General features: G+C 67.7%; 12 protein-coding genes. 3 read left to right on the forward strand and 9 right to left on the reverse strand.

All coding sequences use genetic code 11. The features are described 5' to 3' along the window. Positions 1 to 540 (reverse strand): thiamine pyrophosphate-binding protein (locus ACFQ36_RS13480; protein ID WP_377014386.1); only part of this gene is annotated, 540 nt, incomplete at its 3' end. A gap of 34 nt (positions 541 to 574) precedes the next feature. After that, positions 575 to 1,222, reverse strand: coding sequence for an IclR family transcriptional regulator (locus ACFQ36_RS13485; protein ID WP_377014387.1), 648 nt, complete (start codon positions 1,220 to 1,222; stop codon positions 575 to 577). Between the two features lie 279 nt (positions 1,223 to 1,501). Here ACFQ36_RS13485 and ACFQ36_RS13490 point away from each other — a divergent pair, with 279 nt between their 5' ends. The 3 genes from ACFQ36_RS13490 to ACFQ36_RS13500 all read left to right on the forward strand — a co-directional run bounded on the left by ACFQ36_RS13490 (position 1,502) and on the right by ACFQ36_RS13500 (position 5,098). Beyond that, positions 1,502 to 2,740 carry a CaiB/BaiF CoA transferase family protein gene (locus tag ACFQ36_RS13490; RefSeq protein WP_377014389.1) on the forward strand — a complete coding sequence of 413 codons (1,239 nt, stop codon included), beginning with the start codon at positions 1,502 to 1,504 and terminating at the stop codon, positions 2,738 to 2,740. Further along, entirely contained in the window at positions 2,737 to 3,612 is an 876-nt protein-coding gene (locus tag ACFQ36_RS13495; RefSeq protein ID WP_377014391.1) for a hydroxymethylglutaryl-CoA lyase, read from the forward strand. The genes ACFQ36_RS13490 and ACFQ36_RS13495 overlap by 4 nt, the downstream gene beginning before the upstream one ends. A gap of 73 nt (positions 3,613 to 3,685) precedes the next feature. Then, positions 3,686 to 5,098, forward strand: a complete 1,413-nt coding sequence (locus tag ACFQ36_RS13500; RefSeq protein WP_377014393.1) for a 2-hydroxycarboxylate transporter family protein — start codon at positions 3,686 to 3,688, stop codon at positions 5,096 to 5,098. 174 nt (positions 5,099 to 5,272) lie between these two features. Here the strand turns inward: ACFQ36_RS13500 and ACFQ36_RS13505 are convergent, their stop codons facing one another. The 7 genes from ACFQ36_RS13505 to ACFQ36_RS13535 form a co-directional block, all read right to left on the reverse strand. Further along, positions 5,273 to 6,088, reverse strand: a complete 816-nt coding sequence (locus ACFQ36_RS13505; protein ID WP_377014395.1) for an IclR family transcriptional regulator — start codon at positions 6,086 to 6,088, stop codon at positions 5,273 to 5,275. Between the two features lie 109 nt (positions 6,089 to 6,197). Then, a complete protein-coding gene (locus tag ACFQ36_RS13510; RefSeq protein ID WP_377014397.1) occupies positions 6,198 to 7,451 on the reverse strand; it encodes a M24 family metallopeptidase in 1,254 nt (417 codons plus the stop codon). Positions 7,452 to 7,533: 82 nt separating this feature from the next. After that, positions 7,534 to 8,868, reverse strand: coding sequence for an MFS transporter (locus ACFQ36_RS13515; protein WP_377014398.1), 1,335 nt, complete (start codon positions 8,866 to 8,868; stop codon positions 7,534 to 7,536). 290 nt (positions 8,869 to 9,158) lie between these two features. Continuing rightward, the gene (locus tag ACFQ36_RS13520; protein ID WP_377014399.1) at positions 9,159 to 9,947 is read right to left on the reverse strand and encodes a creatininase; all 789 of its coding nucleotides are present in this window, start codon (positions 9,945 to 9,947) and stop codon (positions 9,159 to 9,161) included. Between the two features lie 94 nt (positions 9,948 to 10,041). Further along, positions 10,042 to 11,295 (reverse strand): M24 family metallopeptidase, encoded by a 1,254-nt coding sequence (locus tag ACFQ36_RS13525; protein ID WP_377014397.1) that lies wholly within the window; start codon positions 11,293 to 11,295, stop codon positions 10,042 to 10,044. Between the two features lie 70 nt (positions 11,296 to 11,365). After that, positions 11,366 to 12,880 carry a purine-cytosine permease family protein gene (locus ACFQ36_RS13530; RefSeq protein WP_377014401.1) on the reverse strand — a complete coding sequence of 505 codons (1,515 nt, stop codon included), beginning with the start codon at positions 12,878 to 12,880 and terminating at the stop codon, positions 11,366 to 11,368. A 663-nt stretch (positions 12,881 to 13,543) separates the two neighbouring features. Continuing rightward, positions 13,544 to 15,544, reverse strand: a complete 2,001-nt coding sequence (locus ACFQ36_RS13535; RefSeq protein ID WP_377014403.1) for an MFS transporter — start codon at positions 15,542 to 15,544, stop codon at positions 13,544 to 13,546. Positions 15,545 to 15,816: the final 272 nt, after the last annotated feature.

Genomic DNA, 15,816 nt, shown 5'->3' on the forward strand with positions numbered 1-15,816 from the left:
CGCCGCCGGGGCCAGGGGTGCCGGCAGCGCGGGCAGGTCCGGGACGGCCTCGTCGTCGGCGGGCCGGTTGGCGATGTCATAGGGGATGGCCAGCACCACCGGGGTGCGGTGTGCGAGCGCATGGTGGATGGCCCCGAGGGCGGTCCGGGCCGGCGCCGCGGTGTCCAGGACAAAGGTGGGCACGCCCACCGCCGCGGCGATGCCGGCCTGGTCCACGTCCCAGCGCCGGGGCCCGGCCGCCGGCGCGTCGCCGGCAATGAACAGCAGGGGAGTGCGCGCCTGTGCGGCTTCCGCCAGCGGCGTGACCGCGTTGGTGAAACCCGGTCCGTAGGTGGTGGTGGCCACGGCCAGCCGGCCCGAGACCCGGTGGTAGGCATCGGCGGCCGCCACCGTGGCGGCCTCGTGCCGCACTGCGGTAATGCGTACCGGCGTCCGGGCCAGGGCGTCCAGGAAATACGCGTTGCCGTTGCCCATCAGGGCGAAGACGTCCTCCGCGTGTGCGGCGATAATCGGGGCCAGGCGTTCGGAGACAGTCGTCATGTAGTCATCGCTTTCTCGGGATGAGCAGGGGGAATCAGGCAGTTTCGAGGTCGTCGGAGATCCGCTTGGCCGCGGCGGCGACGGCAGCACCGAAATCGTCACCGGGGGTTTTCGCCACGCGCGACAGCGGCACGGCCAGGCAGACGGCCGCGACCATCCGGCCGTGCTGCTGTACCGGGGCGCTGACGGACCCCAGCCCCGGGGTGCGGCTGGCGATGGACTGGGTCCAGCCGTGCAGCGCAACGTCTTCGAGCGCTTCCGGTTCCCGGGCCAGCAGCCGCCCGCTGGACCCGTCCGGCAGCGGCAGCCGGGCGCCCTCGGGCAAGGTGGCCTTGAGCTCGGCCAGGCTGTCCACCGACAGGGTGCAGACCCTGAAGTATCCACGCCGCAGCCACAGCTGGGCGGTTTCTCCAGTGCTGTCGCGCAGTTCGGTCAGGACCGGCAGGGCCGCGCTCTCCAGGGTGGACCGGGTAAAGCGGTATCCCAGATGGAACTCTCCCCGCTCGTTCCTGGCCAGGAACCCGTATTCGGTCATGGACAGTGCGAGCCGGTGGGCGGTCGAGACGGAGAGCCCGGAGCGGCGGGCCAGTTCGACGGCGGAAGCGGCGGAGCCGTCCACGGCGTCGAGCAGGGCGGCAACCCGGGAGAGCATCCGGTTGCCGGAAGAGTCTGCTGGGGGCATCGGGAACCTAGGTCTGAAGGAACGGGAGCCTTCCCATAGTACGGGATGGGTTTCCTATTTTCAGCCCGAGTGTATAGGCGGCGGGCCTGCCCGGCAAGGGCCGCCGTTTTCGGCACGCCCGGTCCCCCGGGGGCTGCGGGCGTGGGTCCGAATGCCGGTTGCGGCCGGGCCCAAGGGGTTGTGTGTGCCATGGGTCACTGCTAATGTCTTCCCGCTAAACGACAGTTGAATCCCATCAGGTGGGAATCCGCCAGAGGTGGACGACGAAAGCAGGAATTTGTGGCACAGAATCTGCAGCTCGAGGGGAACTCCCTTCCGCTTGAAGGCATCCGGGTGCTGGAACTGGGCAGCTTCATCGCTGCCCCGTTCGCCGCGCGGCTGTTCGGTGACTTCGGGGCCGAGGTGATCAAGATCGAGCGCCCCAATGGCGGGGACGAACTGCGCGACTGGCGCAAGACACGTGGACAGACCTCCATGCTGTTCCGCACCCTGGGCCGGAACAAGAAGTCCGTGGCACTGGACCTGCGCTCGGACGTGGGCCGCGAGGCGGTGAAGAAGATCGCCGCCCGGTGCGACGTGGTGATCGAGAACTTCCGCCCCGGCACGCTGGAGAAATGGGGGCTGGGGCCCGACGTCCTGACCGAAATCAACCCGGATATTGTCATGGTGCGCATCTCCGGCTACGGCCAGACCGGCCCGTACAAGGACCGTGCCGGCTTCGGCAGCTCCGCCGAATCCTTTGCCGGCCTGCGCTACATCACCGGCGAGCCGGACCGGCCGGCGGGCCGCGCGGCGGCGAGCATGGGCGATACCGTGGCCGGGCTTTACGGGGTCATCGGTGCCCTGATGCTGATGCTGCAGAAGGCCCGGGGCGGCCGCCAGGAGGGGCCGCAGACGGTCGACGTCGCGCTCTACGAGGGCGTCTTCAGCCTGCTGGAGTCCCTGGTGCCGGACTACGACGCCTACGGCATGATCCGCAAGCGCACCGGCGGGGCGCTGCCGGGCGTGGTGCCGACCGGTTCCTACCTCTGCGCCGACGGCCTGGAGGTGGTCATCGGCGGCAACTCCAACTCGGTCTTCGTTCGCCTGATGAAGGCCATGGGACGCGAGGACCTGGCCAGTGACGCGTCGCTGTTGACCACCGAGGCACGCAGTGCCCGGGAAGAAGAGCTCAACGGCGCCATCTCCGCCTGGACGGGATCCCACACGCTGGCCGAGGTGCTGGAGGCGCTCGATGCGGCCGGTGTTCCCGCCGGACCCGTCTACGATGCCCCGAGCATTGCCGAGGACAGGCACTATCTGGCCCGCGGCATGATCCAGACCCATGAAGTGGTGGTCGAGGACAAGCCCGAGCCCATCCGCTTCCCCGGCGTCGTGCCGAAGATCCCCGGCCACGAGGGCCAGGTCAGGTGGGTCGGCCCGGAACTGGGCGAGCACACCGAAGAAGTGCTGCGCACCCTGGCCGGCCTGAGCCCGGAAGAAATCGCGGAATCCACGGCGGACGGAGTGCGCGCATGAAGGTGCAGATTACGGATGTTTTCCTGCGCGACGGGCTGCAGGACGAGGACGTCATCGTCGCCACCGCGGACAAACTCGCCGTCGCTGAAGCCCTGGTCGCCGCCGGGGTGGACCGGATCGAGGCCGGTTCCTTCGTGAACCCGAAGAAGGTGCCGCAGATGGCCGATGCCGAAGCCGTGTTCGCCGCACTGCCGGCCAAGGACTTGGTGACCTATACGGCACTGGCACTGAACGCCCGCGGGATCCAGCGGGCCATCGCCGCCGGGGCCTCCCGGGTGGCAGTCGTGACCTCGGCCAGCCAGGCCCACAGCAGCGCCAATGCCGGCCAGGGCATCGAAGCGGCCTTGGAGAACCTGGCCCGGGAAGTGGCGCAGCATCCGCAAACGAGCTTCCTCGCCGGGATCTCCACCGCCTTCACCTGCCCCTTCGAAGGCGACATCGATGCGCGCTACCTGCTGCGTGTGGTGCGTGCCTTCAAGAACATGGGCATCACCGCCATCGGGCTGGCCGACACCCTGGGCACCACGCCGACGGGCCGGCTCATGGCGAGCCTGGCCCACGTCCGCGATGCAGAACCGGACCTGGCCTACTCCCTGCACCTGCACAACGCACACGGCCAGGCCCTGGGCACGGTCAGCGCCGCCGTCGACGCCGGCATCACGCGTTTCGACGCCGCCCTGGCCGGCTATGGCGGCTGCCCCTTCGCCCCCGGCGCCCACGGCAACATCGCCACCGAGGAAATCGTCCGGCACCTGCACGCCGCGGGCCACGACACCGGGATCGACGAGGACCGCCTCGCCGAGGCGGTCCGGCTGGCCCGCGACGTCGTCGCACATTCCCCGGCGCTGACCCGCGAACAGGTTTCCCGGTAACCCGCCCACCATATCCGCAGCGGCCGTCCGCAGACTTCCAGGACAGCCGTGCCCAGACCGTTGGGAGACAACGATGTCAACTACCCCTCGCACAACCGATCCGGCCACCGGCAGCGTGGAGGAGGAACCGGCCGGAAGCGGCCCGGCAACGCCCGTCGCCGCCTCCCGGGCCGTCCACCACTCCTATCCGAGGGGGTTCCGGATCGCGAGCCTGCCCGGGGCCATCTATTTTGTCCTCGCCGCGCTGCTGCTGGCGGCCGCGCTGACCGGGAACCTGCCGGACTCGATGATCGCCGGCTTCGCCGTGACCATCCTGCTCGGCGGGCTGCTGATCTGGATCGGCAACCTCTTCCCGGTTATCCGTGACTACGGGCTGCCCACCATCCTGTGCACCTTCGTGCCCGCCACGCTGCTGTTCCTGGGCCTGCTGCCCGAAAACCTCGTGACCGTAGTGCAGAACTTCGTGTCCGGCTACGGCTTCCTGGACTTCTTCGTCGTCACCATCATTGCCGGGTCCATCCTGGGCATGCCCCGGGCCCTGCTGCTCAAGGCCGGCCCGCGCTTCGCCGTGCCGGTCATCGGCTGCCTGGCCGCCACCTTCCTGCTGGTGGGTTTGCTCGGCCTGGTGACCGGGTTCGGCTTCCTCGAGGGCGTCCTGATGATCGCCGCCCCGATCATGGCCGGGGGACTGGGGATCGGGGCGGTGCCGATGTCCGAGATGTATGCGGCGCGCACCGGCGGCACCTCCGAAGCGTTCATGGGTGACCTGCTCTCCGCCGTGGTCGTGGCGAACATCGTGTGCATCCTGATCGCCGGGCTGTACAACGGGCTCACCAAGCGCGGCACCCAGCTGTTCGTCGGCTTCAACGGCAACGGCCAGCTGCTGCGGGTGCAGGGCAGGGCCGGCGACCTCGCCATGCCTGAGAAGAAGGACATCTCCTCCTTCATTGCCCTGGGCAAGGGCCTGGCCATCGCCGGCTGCCTCTTCGTCCTGGGCAACCTGGTCGGAGCCTTCCTGCCGGTGCTGCACCCCTATGCCTGGACCATCATCGCCGCCGCCCTGATCAAGATTTTCGGGCTGTTCCCGAAGGAACTCGAAGAGGCCAACTCGGAGTGGGGCGACATGATTTCCAGCACCATGGTCCCGGCGCTGCTGGTGGGTGTGAGCATCACCTACATCAAGATCGACGACGTCCTGGCGTCGCTGAGCAACCCGATGTTCATCCTGCTCACCGTGTGTACGGTCATCATTGCCACGGTGACCTCGGGCTTCCTGGGCTGGCTGGTCAAGTTCAACTTCGTCGAGGCCGCGATCACTCCGGGCCTGGTCATGGCCGATACCGGCGGCAGCGGCGATGTCTCGGTGCTCAGCGCAGCCAACCGCATGCACCTGATGCCCTTCGCTGCGCTGACCAACCGGGTCGGCGGAGCCCTGGTGCTCTTCCTCACCTCCCTGCTGGTACCGCTGCTGGCCGGCGCGGCCTAAGCCGCCGCCCGCCGAACTTCCCGAATAAAGTGGCTGTCCTGCCATCCGCCCAGGCGGCAGGACAGCCGCTGTCCTGTGCAGCCACCATCATCGGCATCGGGCCCCGGAAGGCCCCTTCGGAACATCCCGGACAACGCTGTCATCCAGGCGGACCCGGTGCGAGGACCTGCCGGGTCAGTCCTGCGGGGCGGTGCCGCCCATGCGGACCGTGACCCGGCCGGCCGCATCCGTGCAGGCCGCGGCGAGGAACTGCAGGTGTTCGGGCGTGATGCGGTAGCGCGGTGCGGCCAGCATGACGGCGGCGACGATGTTGCCCCGGTGGTCGTGGACCGGCGCGGCGACGCCCACCTCGTCCACGCTGGTCTCGCCGTAGTTGGTGGCACAGCCCTCCGCGGCCACGTCCTTGAGCCGCTCGAGGAACTCCTCGATCCGGTCCGGAGTGGGGGAGGGGTATTCGACGACGCCGCTGGCGAGCAGGGCGCGGACGCGTTCCGGCCCCTCGGCGGCGAGGAAAACCTGCACGCTGGCGCTGAGTGCCGTGGTGTACCGGGTCCCCAGCGGGGAGGTGTGCTTGACCTGCTGCGGGCTGGGAATCTGCTCGACGCAGACCGAACTGGAGCCGGTCCAGGTGACCAAGGCGCTGGTCTCCTGCGTGCGTTCGGTCAGCTCGCGCAGCACGGGGTAGGCCACGCGGCGTTCGTCCAGCTCCGCCAGCAGCGGGCCGGCGACGGCAATCAGGCCCAGGCCCAGCTTGAACCGCCGGGTGGTCTCGTCCCGCTCCACCAGGTCTTCCTGCTCCAGGGTGGCCAGGATACGCGAGACGGTGCTCTTGTGCAGGCCCACGCGGGAGGCGATTTCGGTGACGCCGAGCAGGGGTTCCTCCACGCTGAAACAGCGCAGCACCTCGACGGCGTTCACCAGCACGGAGGCGCCGCGCGCGTCGCCCGCCTTCGTACCGGAATCTGCTGGGGCTTCTGTCCTGGCTGCCATGATGATCCATTCTCCGCCTATCGAAGGCCGACGGACGGTATTGCAGGTGATTAAACGCCGCGGGTGCGGCACGGCACCAGCCATGCCGCACCCGCGGGAGCGCCCAATCCTAGGCGTCGATGATGTTGTGTTCGGGGCCGAAGCCGAACTTGGTGATGTTCTCGGCGCCGTCCTCGTTGACCACGAGGATGTCGTGCTCGCGGTAGCCGCCGGCCCCGGGCTGGCCCTCCAGCACCGTGATCATCGGTTCCATCGAGACGACCATGCCCGGCTCCAGGACCGTGTCGATGTCCTCGCGCAGCTCCAGGCCGGCCTCGCGGCCGTAGTAGTGGCTCAGCACGCCGAAGGAGTGGCCGTAGCCGAAGGTGCGGTTGGGCAGCAGGCCGTAGCCGACGTAGATCTCGTTCAGCTCCGCGGCGATGTCCTTGCACACGGCGCCGGGCTTGATCAGCTCCAGGCCGCGGCGGTGGACCTCGACGTTGATGTTCCACAGTTCCAGGGACCGCTCGTCCGGCTGGCCCAGGAACATGGTCCGCTCCAGGGCGGTGTAGTAGCCCGAGGTCATCGGGAAGCAGTTCAGGGACAGGATGTCGCCCTTCTGCAGCTTGCGGGTGGTGGCCCAGTTGTGCGCGCCGTCGGTGTTGATCCCGGACTGGAACCAGACCCAGGTGTCGCGGATTTCGGAGTCCGGGAAGGTGCGGGCGATCTCGTGGACCATCGCCTCGGTGCCGATCAGGGCGACCTCGTACTCGCTGATGCCCTCGCGGATGGCCGCCTTGATGGCCTCCCCGCCCAGGTCCCCGATCCGGGCCCCGTGCTTGATGACCTCGATCTCCTCGGCGGACTTGATCATGCGCTGGCGCATGGCCGCCTGGGAGACGTCCACCAGTTCGGCGCCCTCGAAGGCGGCCTGGATCTTCTGGCGCTGCATCAGGGCCAGGGTGTCGTCCTCCACGCCCAGGCGCCTGGCCTTGATGCCGCGCTGGGCCAGCGCCTCCTGCAGCCCGTAGTAGTAGTTGTCCCGGCGCCAGTCGGTGTAGACGATGTTCTCGCCGTAGGAACGGCGCCAGGGCATGCCCGCGTCGATGTTCGCGGTCACGGACACCGAGTCCTCGGGGGTGACCACCAGGGCGTAGGAGCGGCCGAAGTAGGTGAAGAGGAAGTCCGAGTAGTACTTGATGTTGTGGTAGCTGGTCAGCACGACCGCGTCCAGCTCCTTCTCGGCCATGATCTGCCGCAGGCCGGCCAGCCGGCGCTCGAACTCCGCGTCGGAGAAGGTCAGCTTCTCCTTCTGCCCGTTGTGCAGCACCTTCAGGCGCTCCAGCTCGGAAACACTCGTGGCCGGGGCATTGGCGATGGTCATTGATACTCCTTGATGATGTAACTGTGTTCGTTGGGTTTTGGCCCCTCCTTGCGAGGGGAAGGGCCAAGTCTGGGGCCGGCGCCTATGCGTGGCGCAGCGGCATCTTGCTGGTTTCGCGGGACAGTGCCACGGCGACCAGGGAGATGACGGCCGCGGCGGCGAGGTACCAGGCCGGGGCCAGGTCGCTGCCCGTGGCGGCGATCAGCAGGGTGGCCATGAACGGGGCGGTGCCGCCGAACAGGGCGTTGGAGAGGTTGAAGCTGACGGCGAAGCCGCTGTAGCGGACCGTGGTCGGGAACATTTCGGCCAGGAAGCTGGGCAGGGTGCCGTCATTGAGCGTGAGCATGCCGCCGAGCAGGACCTGGATCAGCACGATGACCAGGAAGTTCCCGGTGTCCAGCAGCATGAAGGCGGGCACGATCAGCAGGATGAAGAGCACCGAGGCACTGATCAGCACCTTCTTGCGGCCGAACCGGTCCGAGAGCATGCCGGTGCCGAAGATGAAGCCGATGTAGGTGAGCAGTGCGATCGTGGTCGCGATGTAGGACTCGGTGGCGCCCAGGCCCAGCTCGGCGGAGAGGTAGGTGGGCATGTAGCTGAGGATCACGTAGAAGCCGACGGCGTTCAGCAGCACCGCGCCCACCGCCTGCAGCAGCTGCCGCCAGTGGTTGGTGAACAGGCTCTTCACCGGCGCCTTTTCGGCGTGCTCCTCCGCGGCCAGCTCGCGGAACACCGGGGTGTCCTCCAGCTTGGTCCGAATGTAGCGGCCGATCAGGCCCATCGGGGCGGCGAGGAGGAACGGCAACCGCCAGCCCCAGGAGTGCAGCTGGTCCGCGGAGAGCAGCCCGGTCAGTCCGGCCGCCAGCAGCGAGCCGAGCAGCAGGCCGGTGGCGGTGCTGGCCGGGACGACCGCGGCGTAGAGGCCGCGGCGGTGGGCCGGGGCGTACTCGACCAGGAAGGCCGAGGCGCCGGCGTATTCGCCGGAGGCGGAGAAGCCCTGCACCACGCGCACGATCAGCAGCAGCGCCGGGGCCCAGAGGCCGATGGCGGTGTAGCCGGGGATCAGCGCGATGCAGAAGGTGGACAGGGACATGATCAGGATCGACAGCGAGAGCGCGTTCCGCCGGCCCACGCGGTCTCCGATATGGCCCCAGATGAAGCCGCCCATCGGCCGGACCAGGAAGGAAATGGCGAACAGGGCGAAAGTGGACAGCAGTGCTGTCTGCGCATCCGATTCGGGGAAGAAGACGACGGCGATCGTCGCGGCGAGGTAGCCGTAGACGGCGTAGTCGAACCACTCGACGAAATTGCCGATGAAGCTGGCCGCGATGACGCGGCGGCGTGCCTGCGGGTCGATCCCCGCGCCGTCGTTGGGGCGGGGCTGGCCGCTGAGGGAAGTCTTGGATTCTTTGGGCATCTTGTTCAGGGGGGTTGAGGGGCCGGCGCTACCCGCCGGAGGGGTGATGCTGCTTGTCATGAGGAAACCACCAACTCATCTGTTGTTGCGTTTACCGCAACGTTGTTGCACCAGATTAGGGTGTGGCTTCAATCACTGTCAATGGTTTGGGTGCAGGTAGTCCGGATTAAATTCAATGGTCTGCCGGTTCCCCCGGACACACAGGCCGGGAGCGGGGATCCGCGCCCCGGACCGGCAGTATGCAACGTTGTCGCATTTACTGCAACAATTCCGGCAGCGCCGGCCCCTCGTCACCGCTGGTCGAGGCCCAGGAATTCGGTTTCCAGGGCTGCTGCCATCCCCGCGGTGGCCCGCTTGAGCAGGATCTCCCCCTTGTCGGCCGTGGCATCCGCGGCGGAGGACAGGCAGCCGGAGTCGGGGGTGAGTTCGGGCCGCACCGGAAGAACGTCGTAGTTGGGCAGCCGGGCGGGAGGGAGGTCGGCGATCCTGTCGACGTCGACCTTGCCGGGGTGCAGATGCAGCATCAGCGAGGTTTCGAGGACGCCGCCGTGTTCGACATCCCACCCCGGGAAGCCGTTGGGGTACAGTTCGGCGATGGTCGCCTCGTCGATGAAGTCCCAGTAGGAGAGCAGGACGACCTTCATGTCTTCCACCCCGCCGAGGCGCAACTCCCGGAGGGCGAGGTCGACGCCTTCATACAGGAACTGGTAGTTCTCGTAGTGTCCGTTCACGAAGGCGATTTTCCTGACGCCCTGTCGGGCCAGCTCCAGCGTCAGGTTCTTCGAAATGGCAATGATGGTGGCGGCGTCCAGGCTGGTGGTGCCGTGGAGGTGGTTTCCGCCGCCCGAGCGCTGCTGCGACTTGTAGCCGTAGACGATCGGGGCGGCCACCAGGGCGCCGATGGCTTCGGCCAGCGATCCGGACATGGCACGCGACAGCAGGACGTCCACGTTCAGCGGCATATGCGGCCCGTGCTGCTCGATCGAGCCGGCCGGAATGAGGACGACCCCGTTGCCCTCGGCGAGCTGGCGCCGGTAGGTGAAGGCGTCGAGGTCTTCCATAAAGACACTGTTGGGCATGGTTGTTTCTCCGATAGGTGTAGCTGGCGGGTGGCTCCGGGGGCTGCCGCGCGGCGGCACGGCAGCCCCCGGAGCCGGTGGGGCGGCCTGGTGGTCAGGCGTCGATGATGTTGTGTTCGGGGCCGAAGCCGAACTTGGTGATGTTCTCGGCGCCGTCCTCGTTGACCACGAGGATGTCGTGCTCGCGGTAGCCGCCGGCCCCGGGCTGGCCCTCCAGCACCGTGATCATCGGTTCCATCGAGACGACCATGCCCGGCTCCAGGACCGTGTCGATGTCCTCGCGCAGCTCCAGGCCGGCCTCGCGGCCGTAGTAGTGGCTCAGCACGCCGAAGGAGTGGCCGTAGCCGAAGGTGCGGTTGGGCAGCAGGCCGTAGCCGACGTAGATCTCGTTCAGCTCCGCGGCGATGTCCTTGCACACGGCGCCGGGCTTGATCAGCTCCAGGCCGCGGCGGTGGACCTCGACGTTGATGTTCCACAGTTCCAGGGACCGCTCGTCCGGCTGGCCTAGGAACATGGTCCGCTCCAGGGCGGTGTAGTAGCCCGAGGTCATCGGGAAGCAGTTCAGGGACAGGATGTCGCCCTTCTGCAGCTTGCGGGTGGTGGCCCAGTTGTGCGCGCCGTCGGTGTTGATCCCGGACTGGAACCAGACCCAGGTGTCGCGGATTTCGGAGTCCGGGAAGGTGCGGGCGATCTCGTGGACCATCGCCTCGGTGCCGATCAGGGCGACCTCGTACTCGCTGATGCCCTCGCGGATGGCCGCCTTGATGGCCTCCCCGCCCAGGTCCCCGATCCGGGCCCCGTGCTTGATGACCTCGATCTCCTCGGCGGACTTGATCATGCGCTGGCGCATGGCCGCCTGGGAGACGTCCACCAGTTCGGCGCCCTCGAAGGCGGCCTGGATCTTCTGGCGCTGCATCAGGGCCAGGGTGTCGTCCTCCACGCCCAGGCGCCTGGCCTTGATGCCGCGCTGGGCCAGCGCCTCCTGCAGCCCGTAGTAGTAGTTGTCCCGGCGCCAGTCGGTGTAGACGATGTTCTCGCCGTAGGAACGGCGCCAGGGCATGCCCGCGTCGATGTTCGCGGTCACGGACACCGAGTCCTCGGGGGTGACCACCAGGGCGTAGGAGCGGCCGAAGTAGGTGAAGAGGAAGTCCGAGTAGTACTTGATGTTGTGGTAGCTGGTCAGCACGACCGCGTCCAGCTCCTTCTCGGCCATGATCTGCCGCAGGCCGGCCAGCCGGCGCTCGAACTCCGCGTCGGAGAAGGTCAGCTTCTCCTTCTGCCCGTTGTGCAGCACCTTCAGGCGCTCCAGCTCGGAAACACTCGTGGCCGGGGCATTGGCGATGGTCATTGATACTCCTTGATGATGTAACTGTGTTGATGATGGTTGATGATGGCCGGCCGGACGGGGCGGACCCGTCTTAGCCGTTGGGGAGAAGGGTTTCCGCGGCAGCAGGCTCGAGACGCCGGGCGGGCTCAAGACGCGAGGCGTAGCGCTGGTGGATGCGGGGGCCGAAGACCGCGTAGACCGTGGCGCTGGTCAGGCCTCCGGCGAGCCAGGAGAGGTCCAGTCCGCCCATGGCCACCGCGATGGGTCCCTGGGTTGCCGGCAGGATGCCGTACATGAACAGCCAGGTGGCGAAGATGCCGCTGGCCAGGGCGCCGATGCCGGCCCAGTTCACCACCGGCAGCCGCGGCGTGCCGATCGGGTCGAAGAGGCGCTCGGTTCCCGCGGGCAGGCGCCGGTCGACGGCGTAGTAGTGCACCAGCATGATGCCGCCCCAGGAGGCGACCCAGGCCACGAGGCCGATCAGCCAGGCATCGAGCACCGCGGCGAAGTCGGTCTGGTAGATGAAGAAGATCACCGCGGCGAGGGCGAAGACGCCCACGACCAGGTTCAGCACCCGGCGCTTGACCTTCACGTCCAGGGCCTGCGCGGCCACGGAGAAGGTGTAGATGTTCAGGATGTTGGTGGCAATGGGGCCGTGCAGGACCATCAGCAGGACGGGGATGGCCAGTGCTCCGTAGTTCTCCACGATCAGCTGGCCCGGATCGATGCTGCCGCTCTTGGTGGCCAGGCTGGCGCCGAGGACACCGAGCCACACCACGGGAATGAACTGGCCCAGCACGGAGGCCAGGTACAGGCGTTTCCGGGGAGTGCGGTTGCTCACGAAGCGTGAATAGTCGGCGGCGTAGGTGAACCAGGTGATGCCCCAGCCGATGCCGATGGCGGTCATGACGGCACTCATGGCCGCGATGCGCTCGGTGCCGGTGAGGATGGCGCCGGCAGGTCCGGCGTAGCCCCAGTCGATGTCCATGCCGAACCACGCCACCGCGGACATGGCCACGAGGACCACGATGGTCGGCGGAACGGTCCAGCGCTCGAAGGCGGCAATGGCCTTGTAGCCGAAGAATGCGATCAGGACCTGCAGGCCCATGATGATCGCGGCCACGAGGATCTTCGGGCCGTAGTTGGGCTGGGCCGGGTCCACCCAGCCGATGCTGCCCAGCAGCGCCATGACCAGGTCGAGGATGATCCAGGTGTTGACCGCGCACCAGCCGATGCCGAGCAGGGCCTGGATGGCGGCCGGAACGTAGTTGCCCCGGCGTCCGAAGGCGGCGCGGGCGAGCACCATGCCGGTGGCGCCGGTGCGCTGGCCGAGCAGGACGAAGAACCCGAACAGCACCATGCCGATCAGGTTGCCCAGCACCAGCACGGTGATGGTGTCGGCGAAGCCGAGGCCGAGGTTGATGCCGAGGGCGCCGAGCACCCAGTTGATCGGGGCGAGGTTCGCTCCTGCCCAGATCCAGAACTGTCCTGACACTTTCCGGGTGCGGGAGGTTTCCGGAATGGGCTGCAGTTCCTGTTCGACGTCGGTGTCGGGATGTGGTGCAGTGGCCTCGGAAGCGGCGTTGCCTTTGTGGCTCTGAATCATGGGATCCTCCGGTGGTCATTGGGACATAGGCAACACTATGTGCTGTACGTCACAAGATCTATAGACGTAATGTCTATTCGATCCGGGGGAAGAATTGACGATTTGTCACGCGCAGTAGGCAGGGCCGCAGGGCCGCCCCTGCACCGGGGACACGAACCGCAGGTCAGGCATGGGGTGGGGCTGCAAGGGAAGCCGAAGCCCGTGGTGATGGTTCACAGGCATGACGGCGGACGGCGGAGGCCGGGCGTGCCGGTCTCCTGCGGCTTCCGGGCGGGGCAAGAGGGCCGCACCAGTGCACGAAGGTGCTGGCCACCGGCCTGACGCCGAAGGTGAACTGAGGGGAAGGCCGGTCCGGCAGGCGCGCCTCCGCTGCCGGGCTGTGGCCTCTGCTGCACCGCATTCGGGGGGGGGGCGGATCAAACGGTTCACGTGCCGAAGGTGCAGCATCTCGGAGGGTGGGCGCACCGGGGTGCTGCACCGGCGCCCGCGCGGCCGGGCCGGATGGTCCGCGTGGCCGGCATGCCGCCGGTATTCGCGTACCTGGCTGAATGTTGGACCAAAGGATGTGCCGGTGGCGGGAATGGGCGGAACCGGCAAAACCGCCGTAGGCCCCGCACGCGGTGGCGTGGCAGGAGGGCCGGGAAGCCCGGCCCTCCTGCTCGGTTAGCTGTCCTCGCGGAAGGATCTGTTGGAGGTTTCGCGCATCAGGAAGACGGCGGCCAGCGCTCCCGCGGCGACCACGGTCAGGTAGATCGCCGGGGCCATCTTGTTGGCCGTGAGCGAGATCAGCCAGGTGGCCACGAAGGGCGCGGTGCCGCCGAAGATGGCGTAGCTGACGTTGTAGGTGACGGCCGAGGCGGTGTAGCGCACCGCCGTCGGGAACACCTCGGACAGCAGCACCGCGGTGACCACATTGGCCGTGACCGCACCGAGGGCCAGCAGCACCTGTCCGGCCAGCGCGTTGTAGATGCTGCCGCCGGAAGCCAGCAGGTAGGATGGCACCGCGAGGCCGCCGAGCAGGACGGCGGAGGCGAACATGGTCGGCCTGCGCCCCACCCGGTCGCAGATCCGCCCGATCACCGGTGCGATCACCGCGGCGAAGCTCAGGGCCAGGACGTTGCTGAGCAGCACCGCGTCCGCCGGCAGGTGCACCACCTCGCGCAGGAAGGTGGTCATGTAGGTGGAGAAGGTATAGAAGGACAGCGCCGTTAGCGAGATGTAGCCGCCGAGCACGGCCATCTTCCGCCACTGCGTGGCCAGGGTCTGGCGCAGCGGCGAGTGTTCGGTCCCGGATGACTCCAGGACCTCGCGGAAGAGCGGGCTCTCATCCAGCTTGCTCCGGATGTAAAAGGCCACCAGGCCCAGCGGCGCGGCGACCAGGAACGGGATGCGCCAGCCCCAGGAGTTCATGGCCTCGGTGCTCAGCCCGGCAGTCAGCGCCCAACGCAGCAGGGCGGCGGCGGCGAAGGAGCCGAACGTTGCCGCCGGCATCCAGCTCGAATGCCGCGAACGCTCGGAGTCCGGGGAATGCTCGATCACGTAGGTGACGGCGCCGGCATATTCGCCGCCGGCCGACAGGCCCTGGAGGCTGCGGGCCAGCGTCAGCAGCACCGCCGCCCAGACGCCGATTGTCTGGTAGCTGGGCAGCAGGCCGATGGCCATGGTGGCCCCGGACATCAGCAGCACGGTCAGGGCCAGCACCCGCTTGCGTCCGATCCGGTCCCCGAGCGTGCCGAAGAAGGCCCCGCCCACCGGGCGCGGCGCAAATGCCACGGCGAAGACCGCGAAGGTCTGCAGCAGGGCGACGACGGGGTCGCCTTCGGGGAAGAAGGTGCGTGCCAGCAGCGGGGCGAGGAAGCCGTAGACGGCGAAATCGAACCACTCCACCACGGTGCCCGCAGCTGCGGCGATGGTCACCTTGCGCAGGGTTTTGCAGGAAACCTGGGGCGCCGCAACGCCCCTGGTGCGGGTTGGCTGCGGGTTGTGGGGTTTGTCCAGTTGCATCATTGCTCCCTGGAGGGAAGGGGCGCCGTGCGCCCTGATTAAGTTGTAAGTTGTGCCGTGGGACGGCTGGGAGGCCGCGGCAGCCTGGGCTGGACACGGCGACGGCGGCTGCCGGCCAGGATCGTGGCCAGCGGTGTGGCGGACGCAGCCGGCGGCGGTGACGCCGGTGACGATCACGGTATTGATCCGGTTGGCGGTCAGGAACTGCTGCAGGTTGGTGCCGGGGAAGGCGCTGGCGCGCTTCTTGGTGATCACCAGTTCGCCCGGGGCCGGCGCGATGCGGTCATCGATCTTGACCGCATCGGAGCCTTCCTCGAGCAGCTCCACCGGGATCTTCGAGGCCCACAGGCCCATGTCCGAGGGCTTGTCGCGGTCGGTGATGTCGTAGGCGGTGGTGGTGTAGATGACCGGCACGCCCTTGGCCCGGGCCGCCTCGTTCAGGGCCTGGCAGGCCGGGATGATCGTCTCCATGTTCTCGCAGGTGAAGGCGTGGCCCTCGCGGGTCCAGGCGTTCGCCATGTCGATGTGCACGATGGCCGGGCGGGTGCCGTAGCCGACGCGGCGCTTGAAGCCGCGCTTGTTGTATTCCTCGGTGCTGACCGCAAACCCCTTCTCGAGCAGTTCGTTCAGCTGCTTGTTGATGTCCTGGCTCTGGCTCATGTCGGCACTCCTTCGTAGGGGATGGGTTGTGGGGAGTGGATCCGGAGGGGATTTGTTGCTATAAGAACAATCTCGTTGCGTCTATAGAGACAGCCAAGGTTTTGTCCAGCATTTATGATGGCTGCAAAGAGCAACACTCCGGCCATGTCCGGATGAAGCAGCCGGAAAGAAGCAGCTGGGAAGAAGCCGGCAGGGGAAGAGGTGGCGTATGGCGGGCAGGCCGCGGCAAGGCAACGAACAGACCCAGGGCGCGGCGGCGTCACTGCTCAACG

The sequence above is a fragment of the Arthrobacter sp. GCM10027362 genome, from assembly GCF_042679445.1.
GTDB lineage: Bacteria > Actinomycetota > Actinomycetes > Actinomycetales > Micrococcaceae > Crystallibacter.